Below are 15,372 nucleotides of genomic sequence, written 5' to 3'. Positions count from 1 at the left end.
CGATGGACTTCGAGATAACGGGCAGCACGGCGGCCGAGATCGCCGACAGCGTGCGAGCGCTGCGCGAGCGGGGCGTGGTGCGCCCGGGCGACGCGCTCCCGCCGGTCCGCGAGCTCGCTGCGACCCTCGGGGTCAACCGCAATACCGCCGTGGCCGCCTATCGGCAGCTGGCCCAGGCGGGTCTCGTCATCTCCAAGGGCCGCGGTGGCACCCTCATGGCCGGTGGCGCACCGCTCGCCCAGGAGGGCGTGGCCGCCGACACCGTGCTGCACGACATCGGCTCCGGCAACCCCGACCCGCGGCGGATTCCCGATCCATCCGCCGCGCTGGGCGGCATCGTCGGACGTCCTGTGCTGTACGGCGAACCGGTCATCGACCCGGGCCTGGAGCACTGGGCACGCGAGTGGATGCTCGCCGACCTGGCCCGCGATGATCTGCGCATCAGCGTCACCAGTGGCGCCGTGGATGCCGTCGAGCGGCTCCTCGCCCAGGCCCTCACCCGCGACGACGCCGTCGCTCTCGAGGACCCCTGCTTCCTCTCCAGCATCCACACGGTGCGTCTCGGCGGGTACCGCGGCGTGCCCGTCCCCGTCGACGAGCAGGGCATGACCGTGGACGGTCTGCAGGCCGCGCTGGATGCCGGCGTACGCGCGATCATCAGTACACCGCGCGCCCAGAACCCCACTGGAGTGAGCCTCACGGCCGCCCGCGCAGCGGCGCTGCGCAAGGTGCTCGAACCGCATCCGTACGTGCTCATCATCGAGGACGACCACTTCTCCATGCTCTCCGCGCACCCGTACGCCTCGCTGATCGCTCCGGGCCACCGCCGCTATGCGCTGGTGCGCTCGGTGTCGAAGTTCCTCGGCCCCGACATGTGCCTCGCCCTCGCCGCGACCGATCCCACGACGGCAGAGCGGCTCGCCATGCGGCTGAACCCCGGGACGACCTGGGTGAGCCACCTGCTGCAGCGTCTCGCGCATGCGCAGCTCGCGGATGCCGGCATCCGCCAGCAGATCGCGGATGCCGCGAGTCACTACGCCGAGCGGAACAGCGCGTTCACCGCTGAGCTCCTCTCCCGCGGCATCCGAACCGACTCCACCGACGGGCTGAGCCTGTGGGTGCGCCTGCCCGTGCCGGCGCGTGTCGCAGCGGAGCGCCTGATGCGCCGCGGCTGGCTGGTGCGCACCGGTGACGAGTTCCGCATCGACGAGGCCTCCCCCGTGTCCGACCATGTGCGTCTGACCGTGCACGACCTGTCCGAGGCCGACACCGCCCGTCTGCTCGATGACCTCGAGAGCGCCGCGCGCTGAGCATCCCTCCTGCGGGGTGAGAGGATGTCAGGATGAAAATCCTCTCGATCCAGTCGGCCGTGGCGCACGGTCACGTCGGCAACTCGGCCGCCGTCTTCCCGTTGCAGCGCATCGGCGTCGAGGTGCTGCCTGTCTACACGGTGAACTTCTCCAACCACACCGGCTACGGCGCGTGGCGCGGTCCGATGATCGACCCGAGCGATGTGCGCGAGGTGATCACGGGCATCGAGGAGCGCGGGGTCCTCCCCGAGATCGACGCCGTGCTCAGCGGCTACCAGGGCGGCGAGGGCATCGGAGATGTGATCATCGACGCCGTGGCGCGCGTGAAGGCCGCGAATCCGGATGCCGTGTACGCGTGCGATCCCGTCATGGGCAACGCCAAGTCGGGTTGTTTCGTCGCTCCCGCCATCCCCGAACTGCTGCGCGACCGCGTGGTGCCCGTGGCCGACATCATCACCCCGAACCAGTTCGAGCTCGGGTACCTGACGAACACCTCCCCCGACACCCTGGAGTCGACTCTGGCCTCGGTGGACGCTGCGATGGCGATGGGCCCGTCGACCGTGCTGGTGACCTCGGTGGAGCGTCCGGACCGCGAGGAGGGCACCATCGAGATGCTCGCCGCCGACGGCAAGGGCGCCTGGCTGGTCGCGACCCCGCACCTGCCCATGAAGGCCAATGGTTCGGGCGACGTGACCGCGGCGCTGTTCACCGCGCACTACGTGGCCACGGGTGATGCCAAGGTCGCCCTCGAGCGCACGGTCTCGAGCGTGTTCGATCTGCTGCAGCTGACGCTCGATGCCGGCGACCGGGAACTGCAGCTGGTGCAGGCGCAGGAGGCCTACGCGAACCCGCGTCTGCAGTTCACCGCGCACCAGGTGCGCTGAGCCCGCAGAGCCCGTCTATATGGCACAAACCGCCCCTGATTCGCGAGAACAGGGGCGGTTTGCGCCATATAGACGGGTATGTCAGCGCGGCCAGGCGTGCGCGACGGCCTCGCGCACCTCGCCGAGCAGCTGAGGCAGCGCCTTGGTCTTCGCGATGATCGGGAAGAAGTTCGCATCCGACGTCCAACGCGGGACGATGTGCTGATGCAGGTGCGCGTCGACACCGGCCCCGGCGACCGATCCCTGGTTCATGCCCAGGTTGAAGCCGTCGCAGTTCGAGACCTGACGCAGCACGCGCATGCCGACCTGGGTGAGCTCGCCGATCTCGGCGACCTCCTCGGGTGTGGCCTGATCGTAGGTCGCGATGTGGCGGTACGGGCACACGAGCAGGTGGCCGGAGTTGTACGGGAACAGGTTCAGCAGCACGTACGCGGACTCTCCGCGCGCGACGATCAGCCGCTCGGCATCCGGATGCTTCGGAGCCTCGCAGAACGGGCAATCCTCGCGCAGCACCTCGGGCCCCGCCTGGATGTACGCCATCCGGTGCGGGGTCCAGAGTCGCTGGAACTCGTCCGGCACGCCGGCCAGGTGGCCCCCGTCCTCGACGCTATGGATCTCCGAGCCGGTCGAAGGGCCTGAGCCGGTCGAAGGGCCCGGCTCGGCGGTGTCGGAGGTCATGCCAGATCCTCGGAGGTCATCACCCGCGCATGGGCGGCGATCGCCCGGCGGATGCGATCGATCGCGTCGACAACGGGAACGCCGTTCTCCTGCGATCCATCTCGGAAGCGGAACGAGACGGTGCCCGCGGCGCGGTCCTGCTCGCCGGCGATGAGGATCAGCGGCACCTTGGACGTGGTGTGGTTGCGGATCTTCTTCTGCATCCGGTCGTCCGAGTGGTCGACCTCGGCGCGCACGCCGGCGGCCTTCAGCTGGCTGACGACCTCGCCGAGGTAGTCGCCGAACTGGTCGGCGACAGGCACGCCCACGACCTGCGCGGGCGCCAGCCACAGCGGGAAGTCGCCGGCGTAGTGCTCGAGCAGGATGGCGAAGAAGCGCTCGACCGAGCCCAGCAGGGCGCGGTGGATCATCACCGGGCGGTGCTTGGCGCCGTCGGGACCGGTGTACTCCAGCTCGAAGCGCTCCGGCTGGTTGAAGTCGAGCTGGATGGTCGACATCTGCCAGGTGCGGCCGATGGCATCCCGCGCCTGCACGGAGATCTTCGGACCGTAGAACGCCGCGCCGCCGGGATCGGCGACCAGCTCCAGGCCCGACGCGATCGCGACCTCGCGCAGCGTGTCGATGGCGGTGGTCCACTGCTCGGGCTCGCCGAGGAACTTCGGGTTGCCCACCTCGTTGGTGGACAGCTCGAGGTAGAAGTCGTTCAGCCCGTAGTCGCGCAGCAGCTCGAGCACCAGGTTGAGGTTGGTGGTCAGCTCCTCTCGCACCTGGTCCTGGGCGACATAGATGTGCGCGTCGTCCTGAGTCAGGCCGCGTACGCGGGTCAGCCCCGAGAGCGTTCCGCTCTTCTCGTACCGGTACACGGTGCCGAACTCAGCCAGACGCAGCGGCAGCTCGCGGTAGCTGCGACCCCGTGCACGGAAGATGAGGTTGTGGAACGGGCAGTTCATCGGCTTCAGGTAGTAGTCCTGACCCTGACGCGTGACGTTGCCGTCCTCGTCTACGACCTCATCGAGGTGCATCGGGGGGAACATGCCGTCGGCGTAGGTCTGCAGGTGACCCGAAGTCTGGAACAGGTCCTTCTTCGTGATGTGCGGGGTGTTGACGACGTCGTAGCCGTTGCGCAGCAGGTGACGGCGGAGGTTCTCCTCGATCTCGTAGCGGATGATGCCGCCGCGAGGGTGGAAGACGGCCAGGCCCGAGCCGATCTCGTCGGGGAACGAGAACAGATCCATCTCGGCGCCGAGCTTGCGGTGATCGCGGCGCTCGGCCTCGGCGAGGCGCTCCTGATAGGCGCGCAGCTCGTCCTTGCTGGGCCACGCGGTGCCGTAGATGCGCTGCAGCTGCGGGTTCTTCTCACTGCCGCGCCAGTAGGCGGCGGCGACCCGGGTCAGATCCCAGCCGTTGCCGAGCAGGCGGGTGCTGGGCACGTGCGGTCCGCGACAGAGGTCCTTCCAGGCGACCTCGCCGTCCTTGGACACGTTGTCGTAGATGGTCAGCTCGCCGGCGCCGACCTCCACGGACGCGCCTTCCGCAGCATCCGCTCCGGAGCCGGGGCCACCGGCCAAGTCGATCAGCTCGAGCTTGAACGGCTCGTTCGCGAGCTCGGCACGCGCCTCGTCCTCGGTGACGACGCGACGGGTGAAGCGCTGACCCTCGCGGATGATGCGCTGCATCTCCTTCGAGATGGACTTGAGGTCCTCGGGGGTGAACGGCTCGTCGACGCCGAAGTCGTAATAGAAACCGTCAGTGATGAACGGTCCGATGCCGAGGTTCGCGGCGGGACGGATGCGCTGCACCGCCTGCGCGAGCACGTGCGCGGTCGAGTGGCGCAGGATGTCGAGGCCATCCTTGCTGTCGACGGTGACCGGCAGGGCGACGTCGCTGTCAGCGACGGTCGCGGCCAGGTCCTTGAGGACGCCGTTCACGCGCATGGCGATGACGGAACGATCGGTGAACAGGGCGAAGCCGTCGCGCTGGTCGGCGCTGGGCTGGGCGAAGTCTGACACGGGGATTCTCCAGATTGACGATGGAATGAGACGACGGCTCAGCTTCGGGCGCACGCGCGCCCGCCCGCTCAGGCGCCCGTAGTTCGCGTGACGACACCGGTGGCAGAGGCCACGGTCCAGGTCGACACGAATTCCATGGATCAAGTCTACGCCGCCGCGCCCGACCATCCGGAACCGGGACTCAGCGGGCTCTGTGTGCTGGAATGATGGCGGATCATCGCGGACGAAGGGCGGGCATGAACTGGGCACTGGTGCTGGATCTGCTCGGCACGTTCTTCTTCGCCCTCTCGGGCAGCCTTCTGGCGGCCCAGCGCGGCTACGACATCATCGGCTCGCTGCTGCTCGGCAGCCTCACCGGTCTCGGCGGTGGGGTGATCCGCGATCTCATCATCGGCAGACCGCCGGTGGCGTTCGATCAGCCGATCCATCTGGTGGCGCCGGTCGCTGCCGCGGTGCTGGTCTACTTCGTCGCGGCTGGGGTGGAGCGTCATTCTCGACCGCTGCTGATCTTCGACGCCGGCGGCCTCGCGCTGTTCTGCACCACGGGCACGGCGACCGCCATGAACGCCGGCATGAACCCGGTCGCGGCCGCGCTGCTGGGTGTGACCACCGGTGTGGGCGGCGGACTGCTGCGCGATGTCGTCGCGAACCGTGATCCGCAGCTGTTCAACCCGTCGGATCTGTACGCGGTGCCCGCGTTCCTCGGGGCGGCGCTGACTGCGGCGCTGTGGTACTCGCCGTTGCCGACTCCGCTGTCGACCTTCATCGCCGCCGCTCTGGTGTTCGTGTTCCGCGTGCTGTCCCTGCACTTCCGCTGGCGCATCCCGCACGCGCGCGCCGGTGCACAGGAATCTTCCCCCTGAGAGAAGTCGGTCGTATCGTGGCGATGATGCCACGTGGCATCCGGGAGGGAGCAGCGCCGTGAGCACCATCGCAGACGTCGTCGCGAGATACGACTCGATCCGGCAGGACCAGGAGGCGTTCTACCGCGACCTCCATCAGCATCCGGAGCTCTCCCATCAGGAGTCGCGCACGGCGGCCGAGCTCGCCGTGCGCTTGAACGCGTGGGGGTTCGAGGTGACCACGGGCATCGGCGGCACCGGGGTGATCGGCGTGATGCGCAACGGCGAGGGGCCGACGGTGCTGCTGCGCGCGGACATGGACGCGCTCCCCGTGCAGGAGAAGACCGGTGCCGACTATGCGAGCACGGCCGAGGCGACGGATGCCGACGGTCGGCAGACCCCCGTGATGCACGCCTGCGGCCACGACGTGCACGTGTCTTGTCTGCTGGGCGCCTCGCGATTGCTGTCGGAGAATCCGGATGCCTGGCAGGGCACGCTCGTCGCGCTGTTCCAGCCCCGCCGAGGAGACCGGAGACGGAGCACGGGGGATGCTGGAGGACGGACTCGCGGATGCCATCCCCCACCCCGACGTGGCCCTGGGCCAGCATGTGCTCGTCGGCCCCTCGGGGACGGTCAACACCCGGGTCGGTCCGATCCTCTCCAGCGCCGACAGTGTGCGCATCACGGTGCACGGTCGCGGCGGGCACGGTTCGATGCCGCAGAACACCGTCGATCCGGTGATCCTGGCCGCGTTCATCGCCGTGCGGCTGCAGACGATCGTGTCACGTGAGCTGCCACCGAGCGAGCCCGCGGTGCTCACCGTCGGCAGCATCCGTGCCGGCACGAAGAGCAACATCATCCCCGACGACGCCATCCTGGAGTTGAATCTGCGCACCTACACTATGCAGACCCGGGAGCGGATGCTCGCGGCGATCGAGCGCATCGCTCGCGCCGAGAGCGTCGCGTCCGGTGCGCCGAAGGAGCCGGAGATCGAGGTGTACGACAGCTTCCCGCTGACCTCCAACGACGAGGCCGTGACGACGAAGCTGGCCGCGGCCTTCCGCGAGCATTTCGGAGATCAGGCAGGCGAGCTGCCGCTGCAGACCGCGAGCGAGGACTTCAGCGACATCCCCACCGCGCTGGGCGTGCCGTACTCGTACTGGGGCATCGGCGGGACGGATCCTGAGCTGTGGAGCGCCGCCGTCGAGAAGGGAACCGTCGAATCCGACATACCCGGCAACCACTCCCCCCTGTTCCTGCCCGTCATACAGCCGACGCTGCAGACCGGAACCGCGGCGCTGATCGTCGCGGCGGGAGCGTGGCTGGGGCGCGGGTAGGACGAGCGCCGACCCGGCGACCATCGGCGGTCATCCCGCGCCCGACACTCTCGATGGCGTGGTCTGCCCCATGGGCGACCGGGCGATCGACCCGGCGGACGGCGTGGGCCAGACTGCGTTGAGAAAGAGCGTGCGCGTCTTCCTGGGTCTGCCGTCCTACCTTCGCTCCCTGGAGCACATCGAAGGACTCGTCGGATGGGCAGCACTTCGGAATGCGAAGCCCTGGGACCACATTGACCTCAGCGAGCTTCACAACAACGTGAACGCAATTCTTGGCTACCGACCGCTCACTCCAATAGTCACGTGGTAGCACTCGGAGAAACCATCACGCGTGCCAATAGTGGTTGGGGCTGACGGAGATGTAAATGACGTTGATCCAGACCACGAGAACGCCGAGCAGCAAGTGCATAACGATGCTGTGGCCCTGCTGCGGTCGGACGTACGAAACTTCGCGCTTCACGTTCAACTGGGACGAGGTCATCGGGCCCATCGTGTGCATTGGTTGAACCGGCGTCGGGGCAAAGTGATCGGTCCATTGCACGCCGTCGTACCAACGTTGACGGCCGCTGCCATCGTCATACCAACCAGCGGGTGTGCTCACAGCGTTCCCCCTTCGGCGACCCCACGTCGCACAGTCTCGACCTCGTCAGCATAGTGTGGCCCAGCGCCCCGTAAACGCCTTGGCATCCGCGGCCGTGCCTCACCAGTACCACAGTGCCCGCGACTACTCTTCGAACTCGAACACATTCCAGTGGACGTTATCTAACGCAGCCTCGACTGAGTCGTCGGGGTTACCCAAGCTCAGGCCGAAGGTGTTCATCACTAGCTCGCGACCGTCGGGCACATCGACGAGACGGGCCTCCGCAGAGAAGCGGCCGCGCGTCACGTCGTCTCCGTAATCGCGGATCGCAACTTCAACTTCGCGGTTGTGAATATAGACCCGGTAGGTCGTCATGCTGGCGGCATCCGTGAAGCCACGACGAGAGCGCAGGTACTCAATTGCAGGGTCCATAGCTCGAACCCTAGTACCAGTCGGAAACCGGAACCTATCGGTAGCGACACGGTAGTGGAACCAAAAAAGCCCCAGGAAACTGGGGCTGATCTGGTATTTACTCTGTGCGCGATACTGGGATCGAACCAGTGACCTCTTCCGTGTCAGGGAAGCGCGCTACCGCTGCGCCAATCGCGCCTAAAAGGCTTATTCAGTTTTCAGCGAGGTGGCGACGGGATTCGAACCCGTGTAAACGGCTTTGCAGGCCGGTGCCTAGCCACTCGGCCACGCCACCAGAGGTGGATTGGAACCCACATGCCGGCTCCTCCGGAGAGAATCCTGCACTCGAGCGGATGACGAGACTCGAACTCGCGACCCCAACCTTGGCAAGGTTGTGCGCTACCAACTGCGCTACATCCGCATTTCGTTCCCGGTGACCCGGGCACTTGGAATACATTAGCTCAGGTTTCGCCCCATCGCCAAACCGCCGCGCGACGCCGGGCGTGTCCGGCCCGAACGCGGCCCTCACGCCACGCCCGGCGCGCGCCCCGGTGTCGGGGGCCGCGCTCTGATCGGGTATGCTCTTGATCTGTGCCACGGTGCACGACACAACTCCACATGGGCGATTGGCGCAGTTGGTAGCGCGCTTCCTTCACACGGAAGAGGTCATCGGTTCGAGTCCGGTATCGCCCACCACAATCTCCTCCCTCGGTCCGCAGACGCCTCAATGCGCGACGTAGACCGAGTTTGCCGAGCGGCCGCCGGTGAGCGCGTTGTCGAACGCGACGACCTCGGCCTGCACATGCTCGAACACGCCAGCGAGCACCGCTGTGAAGGCGGCGTCGGGCGCATCGTCCGACCAGAGCGCGAACACACCGCCAGGGGCCAGGTGCCGCCGCATCGCCTGAATGCCGGCCTCCGTGTAGAACGGCGCATGGCTGGGATGCAGGTGGTGACTGGGCGAGTGGTCGATGTCGACGATGATCGCGTCGAAGACGCGAGGCGTCTGGTCGTCTCGCATCCGGGCGAAGAAGTCGCCGATCTCGATGCTGAGGCGTGGGTCGGCGGTGAGCGCAGCCGAGATCGGCAGCAGGGCTCGGCGGTGCCAGTCCACGACGACGTCGATCGCCTCGACGACCGTGAGGGAGCGCACGTTCTCATGCTCGAGCACCGCCTGCGCGGTGTACCCGAGTCCGAGGCCGCCGACCAGCACGTCGAGATCGCGTCCTTCGAGGGCGGCCAATCCGAGGTGGGCGAGCTCGATCTCAGCGACCGTGAAGTGCGTCGACATGAGGTGCTCGTCGTTGAGGATCGCCTCGAAGACGTCAGTGCCGAGAACCAGGTCGAACCGTCGCCGCAGGGTCACCTCCCCCATGGGCGTCTGCTGCCAGTCGAGTTCCTCGAATCGCTTGCTCATGGGTCCGATGTTCGCACGTCTATCGCCGGCGACGTAATGTCAGATCAGGCGGCGAGCACGGAAGGCGGACATGACACCGAAGCGAGTCATCATCTCCGGCGCGAGCGGTCTGATCGGGCAGGCGCTCACCGCGTCACTGCGGGAGGACGGCTCAGAGGTCGTCCACCTCGTCAGGCGCCGTGCCAGCACTCCGCACGAGGTCGAGTGGCTCACAGACGACGACGCCCTCTCCCCCGACGTGCTCGCCGGAGCGGATGCCGTCGTCAACCTCAATGGGGCGAGCATCGGGCGACTGCCCTGGGGATCGCGCTACCAGAAGACGCTGCGCGAATCTCGACTGCGTCCCACGCGCACGCTCGCGGCCGCTCTCACGAGCCTCGGCGACCAGGCTCCCGCCTTGATCTCAGCATCCGCCGTGGGCTACTACGGCGACCGCTCGGGCGCAACCGTCGACGAGCAGTCCGGGCCAGGGCGCGGATTCCTCGCGGAACTGTGCGTGGAGTGGGAGGGTGCGGCGCTGGCAGCATCCGACCGAACGCGCGTCGCCCTTCTGCGGACCGCGCCGCTGCTGCATCCGGCAGCTGTGCTGAAGTCCATGATTCTGCTCACCCGGATGGGCCTTGGCGGACCACTCGGACCCGGTACGCAGCTCTGGCCATGGATCTCCCTCGAGGATGAGGTCCGCGCGATCCGTCACGTGATCAGCACCGATCTCACCGGTCCCGTCAATCTCAGCGGTCCGACCCCTGCAACGGCGGGCCAGATCGGCCGGGAGCTTGCGCGACGACTCCACCGGCCCTACCTGCTGCCGGCACCATCATGGGCGCTGCGCGCGGCACTAGGACGCCCCGCCGCTGACGCACTGCTGCTGGCATCCGTCGATGCCGTGCCGGCTGCGCTCACCGGCACGGGCTTCGCCTTCGAACACCACAGCGCCGCCGCAGCCATCGCGACGGCGCTGCAAGGGTGACTCAGGCGCGGACAGCACCGGACTTCACGGACGCGCCCTGAGGCTGGGTCTGCGAGAACAGCACGACCACGATGACCGCGGCGCCGACGACCACGTGCGGCAGCCAGACGTTCACCGCCTCGCCGGCGAACCCGAAGATCCAGGGCGAGAGAGCCAGGAACAGGCTCGCGACGATGTCGAACGCGAGGTGCACCGGCATGGGAATGAACCCGAACGGACCCCATTCGTACTTCGTGAACAGGCTGTAGACGATGAGGCCCACACCGAGCACGATCGGGATGATGACAGCGGCTCCGCCGACACCGGCGAATCCGAACAGCCACGGTGCGACGATCAGCGCCGCTCCCACGACGTAGTCGAGGATGCCGTGGACCTTGGTGGGGATGAAACGCATGATTCCTCCTTCGTGTCGCCGCGGACAGCGGCTCACCACCTGTTCGGAGCCCTGGGACGATCGGATTGCCCGACCCGCGAACCGCCGCCCGTCCCTCGCTGAGCCTCGCCGGCCCTTCCCCCCTCACCGGACTGGTAGCGTCAGCCCTGTCGGCACTTCGCCGGCCATCAGGGAAGACTTCTCGTCGACCGACAGCTTCACGGCCCTCCGTTTCTTGTCGCCTCCTCTGTGCGACAGCTGAGGAATCCGATGAAAACTCTTGTCCCGACCCATGCCGACCTCCCGCGAGACGAGCGACATCCGGCTGCCGGCCCGTCGCTTCCGGCCGGCTCCACCGCCGTGATCTACTGTGAGGGCCAGTTCGCCCGACAGGACGGCAAGACCGCCAACGGCCTCGTCCGTCACTCCGAGAAGTACGACATTCTCAGCGTGATCGACAGCGACAACGCCGGCGCCGATGCGGGCATGATCCTGGACGGCAAGGCGAACGGCATCCCCATCCTGGCCAATCTTCACGAGGCGATCGCACACGCGGGACGCACTCCCGACTACCTGATCTGCGGTGTCGCACCCAGCGATGGCCGTCTCTCGCCGGAGCAGCGCGTCGTGCTCCTGGACGGAATCGCCCGCGGCATGCACATCATCAACGGCCTGCACGAGTTCCTCGGCGATGACGTGGAGTTCGTCGCGGCGAGCCTGCTGAGCGGCGTCACGATCACCGATGTCCGCCGCCCGCGGCGCATCGAAGAACTGCATCAGTTCTCCGGTCGCATCTTCGATGTCACCTGTCCCCGCATCGTCGTCCTCGGCACAGACGGCGCGATCGGCAAACGCACGACTGCAACGCTGCTCACGCAGGCACTCAACGCCCGCGGCATCCGCGCCGTCCTGGTCGGCACCGGACAGACCACCATCATCCAAGGCGGGAAGTACGGCGTGGCGCTGGATGCGCTCATCCCGCAGTACTGCTCCGGTGAGGTCGAGAACCAGGTCGTCGCGGCCTTCGAGGGTGAGAACCCCGATGTCATCATCGTGGAAGGACAGGGGGCGCTCAGCCACCCCGCCTACCTGACATCGGCGTACATCCTGCGCGGGAGCCGACCTGCTGCGGCGATCCTCCAGCATGCGCCGCGCCGGCTCACCCTGGGCGACTTCCCGCGCATCGCCATGCCGACCCTCGCCAGCGAGATCACCCTGATCGAGACGTTCAGCGAGGCCAAGGTCATCGGGATCACCGTCAACCACGAGGGCATGACCCGCGCCGAGATCCCCGAAGCCATCCGCATCATCGCCGATCAGTCCGGTCTCCCCACCACCGACCCGCTCACCGAGTCAGCGGACGAGCTCATCGACATGGTGCTGCTCGCCTTTCCGCAGCTCGCCGCGCCGGTCGCGGCCTGATCGGACGCGTCCGGGCATTCGAGTCAGGCGCGCGCCCAGCCGTACCGCCGGATGAGCGCCTGCGCGACGCCGTCGTACCGGGTGCGGTCGAGCACGGCGGCCTCGCGCCGCATCCCCTCGTGCTGCACGCTGTAGAGCTGCTCGATGTCCACCCAGGACTCGCGTCCCTGCGAATCCCAGTCACCGGAGCCGATCGAGAGGAAGTCGCGATCGCCGTCGTGCGCCTTGCTGGTCATCCGCACCGCATACACGCGGTCGGCCGATTGCCGTCCGATCACCAGCACGGGACGATCCTTGCCGCGGCCGTCGTTCTCCTCGTAGGGCACCCACGTCCAGATCACCTCGCCGGCATTCGGAAGGCTGTTGCGGGACGGCGAGTAGCTGACGCTCACGTCCCGCACGCGTTCCGGATCGACCTGGATCGTCTGCGAGCCCTGCGTCCGCCCGGGCGAGACCTCCTGGTCGGGATGCTGCGCACCCCGCGTCACGGGCGGGGCGCCCGCACGACCGTCCGGCCGAAGCACGGCATCCGGATGCCGGGGTCGGGAAGGCCGCTTCGGGTCTTCCTTCGCCAGCATCCGGATGATCATGTCGGCCACCGCGGACAGGATGCGCTTCGTCGAACTCACGCACCCCACCCTATCCGCGGGTCACTCGACCAGTGCGTAACCGGCCTCTCCGTGCACGGCCAGGTCGACACCGGCGACCTCTTCCTCGCTGTTCACGCGGAAGCCGATCGTCTTCTCGATCGCGAATCCGATCACGAACGACGCGATGAACGAGTAGACCATGACGCCGAGCGAGGCGATCACCTGCACGGCGAGCAGTCGAGCGTCACCGCCGACGAACAGGCCCTGGCCCGTGGCGAAGAAGCCGAGGTAGACGGTTCCGAAGAGACCGCCCACCAGGTGCAGGCCGACCACGTCGAGCGAGTCGTCGTAGCCGAAGCGGAACTTCAGTTCGATCGCGAGGGCGCAGACGATGCCGGAGAGCGCGCCCAGCAGCACGGACCAGCCAGGGGTCAGGTTGGCGCAGGCGGGGGTGATGGCGACGAGACCGGCGACGAGACCCGAAACCGCACCGACCGAGGTCGGCTTGCCATCCTTGAGCTTCTCCACCAGGATCCAGCCCAGGATGCCGGCGGCAGCCGCGCCGAGCGTGTTGATCATGATGAGGCCGGCACCTGCGAGGTCCTCGTTCAGCCAGGTGGCCCCGGCGTTGAAACCGAACCATCCGAACCACAGCAGCGCAGCGCCCAGCAGCGCCAGCGGCACGTTGTGGGGCCTCTGGATGCCCTTCTGGAAGCCGATGCGCTTGCCGAGAACGATCGCCAGAGCGAGCGCCGCAGCACCGGCGTTGATGTGCACGGCCGTACCACCGGCATAGTCGATCACAGCGATTCCGCTGTCCTCACCGAACAGCATCGAGCCGAGGTTCATGACCCAGCCGCCGCCCCAGACCCATGCGGCGATCGGGAAGTACCCGAGAGTGCCGAAGATGCCGACGTAGATCAGCCAGGGGCCGAACTTGGCGCGGTCGGCGATCGCGCCGGAGATCAGAGCGACCGTGATGATCGCGAAGGTCGCACCGTAAGCAACCGAGAGGAGGGCGACGTTCGCGCCCGGCTCCTGCGAGGACTCGGCGAGGCCGAAGTCCGAGAACGGGTTGCCGGCGAACTGCCAGGGCGATTCGACGGCACTCATCGCGAAGCCGTACAGCAACCAGAGAACGGCGATGAGCCCGATGGCCCCGAAGCTCATCATCATCATGCTGATGACGCTCTTCGCCTTGACGAGACCGCCGTAGAAGAATGCGACGCCAGGCGTCATGAGCAGAACGAGCGCAGTGGCGGTGATCACCCAGGAGATGTTGCCTGCGGCATCCATAACGAACCTCACTTTCGGGAAGAGTGAGCTCCAGTGTGGAGGCGCTGCGTTTCAGCCGATCGCTCGCCGTGTTGCAGGGCGGTTACGCCGAGCGCGCGAATGTGAACAGCGTGTTACGCGGCTCGGGTGGAATGCGTCAGAGCGTTCAGTCGTGACACCGCACGCAGATACTTCTTGCGATATCCGCCGCCCAGCATCTCCTCGGCGAACACCGAATCCAGCGGCACCCCCGTCGCCAGTACGGGCAGTTGAGCGTCGTACACGCGGTCGACGAAGGCCACGAAACGCAGCGCCTCGGATTGGTCCGTGAGCACGCGCACGTCTCGCAGCCCCACGGCGTCGAGCCCGTCGATCATGCGGATGTACCGAGACGGGTGCACCTTCGCCAGGTGACGGATCACCTCGGAGAACTCGTCATCGGATGCGACGCCGTCGCCCGCGGCGTCGGCCACGCGCCGGTCGTACTCGGCATCCTCCAGCACGGACGCGCTGCCGTCGATCGAGCGCTGACGGTAGTCGACGCCGTCGATGCGCAGCGTCTCGAAGCTGTCGGACATCGCATGGATCTCGCGCAGGAAGTCCTGGGCGGCGAATCTGCCCTCTCCGAGCGCGTTGGGCGGGGTGTTCGAGGTGGCTGCGAGTCTGGTGCCGGACGCCACGAGCTCACCCAGCAGACGGGTCATCACCATCGTGTCGCCGGGATCGTCGAGTTCGAACTCGTCGATGCACAGCAGGTCCGCGCCGCGCATCAGGTCAACCGTGTTGCGGTAGCCGAGGGCTCCGACCAGTGCCGTGTACTCGATGAACGAGCCGAAGTACTTCCGGCGCGCGGGAAGCGCGTGGTAGACGGATGCCAGCAGGTGCGTCTTGCCGACGCCGAAGCCGCCGTCCAGATACACGCCCGGCTTCATCGGCGTCTCCTTCGGCGCCCGACGGAACAGGCCCGTCTTCCTGGCCGGTTCGCTCTTTCCGGCGAATCGCTGCAGCGTCTCCTTCGCGGCCTCCTGCGACGGGTAGGCCGGGTCGGCCCGATAGGTCTCGAAGGTGGCCGAGGCGAACTGCGGCGGTGGTGTCATGCTCGCCAGCATCTCGGGTCCGGTGACCGACGGCGTGCGCTCGATGAGGTGCACGACGCCCGTGCTGATCTGCTGGGTCATCACATTCCTGAAGTCATAGTCTTACGAACCGGATGCGGGCCCACCCGAAGGGATCTATCGTCGAAGGAGACGGCTCAACTTTACGCCGTCGAATCA

At 67.2% G+C, this 15,372-nt stretch carries 16 protein-coding genes, 4 tRNA genes and 1 pseudogene; 8 read left to right on the top strand and 13 right to left on the bottom strand.

Annotated features, from left to right (window positions below):
• Window positions 1-2: 2 nt before the first annotated feature.
• Together QF046_RS02210 and pdxY are read left to right on the top strand one after the other, a co-directional pair.
• Window positions 3-1,310, top strand: a complete 1,308-nt coding sequence (locus tag QF046_RS02210) for an aminotransferase class I/II-fold pyridoxal phosphate-dependent enzyme (RefSeq protein ID WP_307365758.1) — start codon at window positions 3-5, stop codon at window positions 1,308-1,310.
• Window positions 1,311-1,342: 32 nt separating this feature from the next.
• Window positions 1,343-2,194 carry a pyridoxal kinase PdxY gene (pdxY, locus tag QF046_RS02205; RefSeq protein WP_307365756.1) on the top strand — a complete coding sequence of 284 codons (852 nt, stop codon included), beginning with the start codon at window positions 1,343-1,345 and terminating at the stop codon, window positions 2,192-2,194.
• An 81-nt stretch (window positions 2,195-2,275) separates the two neighbouring features.
• Here the strand turns inward: pdxY and QF046_RS02200 are convergent, their stop codons facing one another.
• Window positions 2,276-2,872 carry an HIT domain-containing protein gene (locus QF046_RS02200; protein ID WP_307365754.1) on the bottom strand — a complete coding sequence of 199 codons (597 nt, stop codon included), beginning with the start codon at window positions 2,870-2,872 and terminating at the stop codon, window positions 2,276-2,278.
• A complete protein-coding gene (gene thrS / locus QF046_RS02195; RefSeq protein ID WP_307372636.1) occupies window positions 2,869-4,806 on the bottom strand; it encodes a threonine--tRNA ligase in 1,938 nt (645 codons plus the stop codon). The genes QF046_RS02200 and thrS overlap by 4 nt, the downstream gene beginning before the upstream one ends.
• A gap of 311 nt (window positions 4,807-5,117) precedes the next feature.
• On the opposite strand from thrS, the gene QF046_RS02190 reads away from it, so the two are divergent.
• Complete coding sequence (locus QF046_RS02190; RefSeq protein WP_307365752.1) at window positions 5,118-5,744, top strand: trimeric intracellular cation channel family protein; 627 nt, start codon at window positions 5,118-5,120, stop codon at window positions 5,742-5,744.
• Between the two features lie 156 nt (window positions 5,745-5,900).
• Here QF046_RS02190 and QF046_RS02185 read toward each other — a convergent pair whose 3' ends face one another.
• Window positions 5,901-6,041 (bottom strand): hypothetical protein, encoded by a 141-nt coding sequence (locus tag QF046_RS02185; RefSeq protein ID WP_307372910.1) that lies wholly within the window; start codon window positions 6,039-6,041, stop codon window positions 5,901-5,903.
• On the opposite strand from QF046_RS02185, the pseudogene QF046_RS02180 reads away from it, so the two are divergent.
• Together QF046_RS02180 and QF046_RS02175 are read left to right on the top strand one after the other, a co-directional pair.
• Window positions 5,998-6,180: pseudogene (locus tag QF046_RS02180) on the top strand (M20/M25/M40 family metallo-hydrolase); the annotation flags it as partial. The gene QF046_RS02185 and the pseudogene QF046_RS02180 sit on opposite strands and share 44 nt — an antisense overlap.
• A gap of 22 nt (window positions 6,181-6,202) precedes the next feature.
• Window positions 6,203-7,060, top strand: coding sequence for a M20/M25/M40 family metallo-hydrolase (locus QF046_RS02175; protein WP_307365750.1), 858 nt, complete (start codon window positions 6,203-6,205; stop codon window positions 7,058-7,060).
• A gap of 325 nt (window positions 7,061-7,385) precedes the next feature.
• On the opposite strand, the gene QF046_RS02170 is transcribed toward QF046_RS02175, so the two are convergent.
• From QF046_RS02170 to QF046_RS02150, 5 genes are all read right to left on the bottom strand, one after another.
• The gene (locus QF046_RS02170) at window positions 7,386-7,661 is read right to left on the bottom strand and encodes a DUF2510 domain-containing protein (RefSeq protein WP_307365747.1); all 276 of its coding nucleotides are present in this window, start codon (window positions 7,659-7,661) and stop codon (window positions 7,386-7,388) included.
• A 123-nt stretch (window positions 7,662-7,784) separates the two neighbouring features.
• A complete protein-coding gene (locus QF046_RS02165; RefSeq protein WP_307365745.1) occupies window positions 7,785-8,072 on the bottom strand; it encodes a hypothetical protein in 288 nt (95 codons plus the stop codon).
• Window positions 8,073-8,177: 105 nt separating this feature from the next.
• Window positions 8,178-8,249 (bottom strand) — tRNA-Val (locus tag QF046_RS02160).
• Between the two features lie 26 nt (window positions 8,250-8,275).
• Window positions 8,276-8,346 (bottom strand) — tRNA-Cys (locus QF046_RS02155).
• Between the two features lie 53 nt (window positions 8,347-8,399).
• Window positions 8,400-8,472: transfer RNA gene (locus QF046_RS02150), tRNA-Gly, on the bottom strand.
• A gap of 199 nt (window positions 8,473-8,671) precedes the next feature.
• Between QF046_RS02150 and QF046_RS02145 the strand changes: the two genes are divergently transcribed.
• A tRNA-Val gene (locus QF046_RS02145) sits at window positions 8,672-8,747 on the top strand.
• Between the two features lie 28 nt (window positions 8,748-8,775).
• Here QF046_RS02145 and QF046_RS02140 read toward each other — a convergent pair.
• Window positions 8,776-9,468: a spermidine synthase gene (locus QF046_RS02140; RefSeq protein WP_307365743.1), complete on the bottom strand. Its 693-nt coding sequence runs from the start codon at window positions 9,466-9,468 to the stop codon at window positions 8,776-8,778.
• Window positions 9,469-9,538: 70 nt separating this feature from the next.
• Between QF046_RS02140 and QF046_RS02135 the strand changes: the two genes are divergently transcribed.
• Window positions 9,539-10,438, top strand: coding sequence for a TIGR01777 family oxidoreductase (locus tag QF046_RS02135; protein WP_307365741.1), 900 nt, complete (start codon window positions 9,539-9,541; stop codon window positions 10,436-10,438).
• 1 nt (window position 10,439) lies between these two features.
• On the opposite strand, the gene QF046_RS02130 is transcribed toward QF046_RS02135, so the two are convergent.
• Window positions 10,440-10,832, bottom strand: coding sequence for an SPW repeat protein (locus QF046_RS02130; RefSeq protein ID WP_307365739.1), 393 nt, complete (start codon window positions 10,830-10,832; stop codon window positions 10,440-10,442).
• A gap of 249 nt (window positions 10,833-11,081) precedes the next feature.
• Here QF046_RS02130 and QF046_RS02125 point away from each other — a divergent pair, with 249 nt between their 5' ends.
• The gene (locus tag QF046_RS02125) at window positions 11,082-12,233 is read left to right on the top strand and encodes a DUF1611 domain-containing protein (protein ID WP_307365737.1); all 1,152 of its coding nucleotides are present in this window, start codon (window positions 11,082-11,084) and stop codon (window positions 12,231-12,233) included.
• A 23-nt stretch (window positions 12,234-12,256) separates the two neighbouring features.
• On the opposite strand, the gene QF046_RS02120 is transcribed toward QF046_RS02125, so the two are convergent.
• The 3 genes from QF046_RS02120 to zapE all read right to left on the bottom strand — a co-directional run bounded on the left by QF046_RS02120 (window position 12,257) and on the right by zapE (window position 15,276).
• Entirely contained in the window at window positions 12,257-12,862 is a 606-nt protein-coding gene (locus tag QF046_RS02120) for a type II toxin-antitoxin system PemK/MazF family toxin (RefSeq protein ID WP_307365734.1), read from the bottom strand.
• A 21-nt stretch (window positions 12,863-12,883) separates the two neighbouring features.
• A complete protein-coding gene (locus tag QF046_RS02115; RefSeq protein ID WP_307365732.1) occupies window positions 12,884-14,119 on the bottom strand; it encodes an ammonium transporter in 1,236 nt (411 codons plus the stop codon).
• Between the two features lie 113 nt (window positions 14,120-14,232).
• Window positions 14,233-15,276, bottom strand: coding sequence for a cell division protein ZapE (gene zapE / locus QF046_RS02110; RefSeq protein ID WP_307365730.1), 1,044 nt, complete (start codon window positions 15,274-15,276; stop codon window positions 14,233-14,235).
• Between the last annotated feature and the right edge of the window lie 96 nt (window positions 15,277-15,372).

The organism is Microbacterium sp. W4I4 (genome assembly GCF_030816235.1).
GTDB lineage: Bacteria > Actinomycetota > Actinomycetes > Actinomycetales > Microbacteriaceae > Microbacterium.
The sequence above is the reverse complement of the archived record's forward strand: the minus strand, read 5'-3'. Positions and strand labels throughout refer to the sequence as shown.

What these genes read in the sequence shown, in the direction of transcription:
- QF046_RS02210 (WP_307365758.1), top strand. Translation starts at nt 3, where the DNA reads ATGGACTTCGAGATAACGGGCAGCACGGCGGCCGAGATCGCCGACAGC.
- QF046_RS02175 (WP_307365750.1), top strand. Translation starts at nt 6,203, where the DNA reads ATGCCTGGCAGGGCACGCTCGTCGCGCTGTTCCAGCCCCGCCGAGGAG.
- QF046_RS02185 (WP_307372910.1), bottom strand. Translation starts at nt 6,041, where the DNA reads ATGTCCGCGCGCAGCAGCACCGTCGGCCCCTCGCCGTTGCGCATCACG.
- QF046_RS02165 (WP_307365745.1), bottom strand. Translation starts at nt 8,072, where the DNA reads ATGGACCCTGCAATTGAGTACCTGCGCTCTCGTCGTGGCTTCACGGAT.
- pdxY (WP_307365756.1), top strand. Translation starts at nt 1,343, where the DNA reads ATGAAAATCCTCTCGATCCAGTCGGCCGTGGCGCACGGTCACGTCGGC.
- thrS (WP_307372636.1), bottom strand. Translation starts at nt 4,806, where the DNA reads ATGCGCGTGAACGGCGTCCTCAAGGACCTGGCCGCGACCGTCGCTGAC.
- QF046_RS02135 (WP_307365741.1), top strand. Translation starts at nt 9,539, where the DNA reads ATGACACCGAAGCGAGTCATCATCTCCGGCGCGAGCGGTCTGATCGGG.
- QF046_RS02125 (WP_307365737.1), top strand. Translation starts at nt 11,082, where the DNA reads ATGAAAACTCTTGTCCCGACCCATGCCGACCTCCCGCGAGACGAGCGA.
- QF046_RS02200 (WP_307365754.1), bottom strand. Translation starts at nt 2,872, where the DNA reads ATGACCTCCGACACCGCCGAGCCGGGCCCTTCGACCGGCTCAGGCCCT.
- QF046_RS02130 (WP_307365739.1), bottom strand. Translation starts at nt 10,832, where the DNA reads ATGCGTTTCATCCCCACCAAGGTCCACGGCATCCTCGACTACGTCGTG.
- QF046_RS02115 (WP_307365732.1), bottom strand. Translation starts at nt 14,119, where the DNA reads ATGGATGCCGCAGGCAACATCTCCTGGGTGATCACCGCCACTGCGCTC.
- QF046_RS02140 (WP_307365743.1), bottom strand. Translation starts at nt 9,468, where the DNA reads ATGAGCAAGCGATTCGAGGAACTCGACTGGCAGCAGACGCCCATGGGG.
- QF046_RS02190 (WP_307365752.1), top strand. Translation starts at nt 5,118, where the DNA reads ATGAACTGGGCACTGGTGCTGGATCTGCTCGGCACGTTCTTCTTCGCC.
- zapE (WP_307365730.1), bottom strand. Translation starts at nt 15,276, where the DNA reads ATGACCCAGCAGATCAGCACGGGCGTCGTGCACCTCATCGAGCGCACG.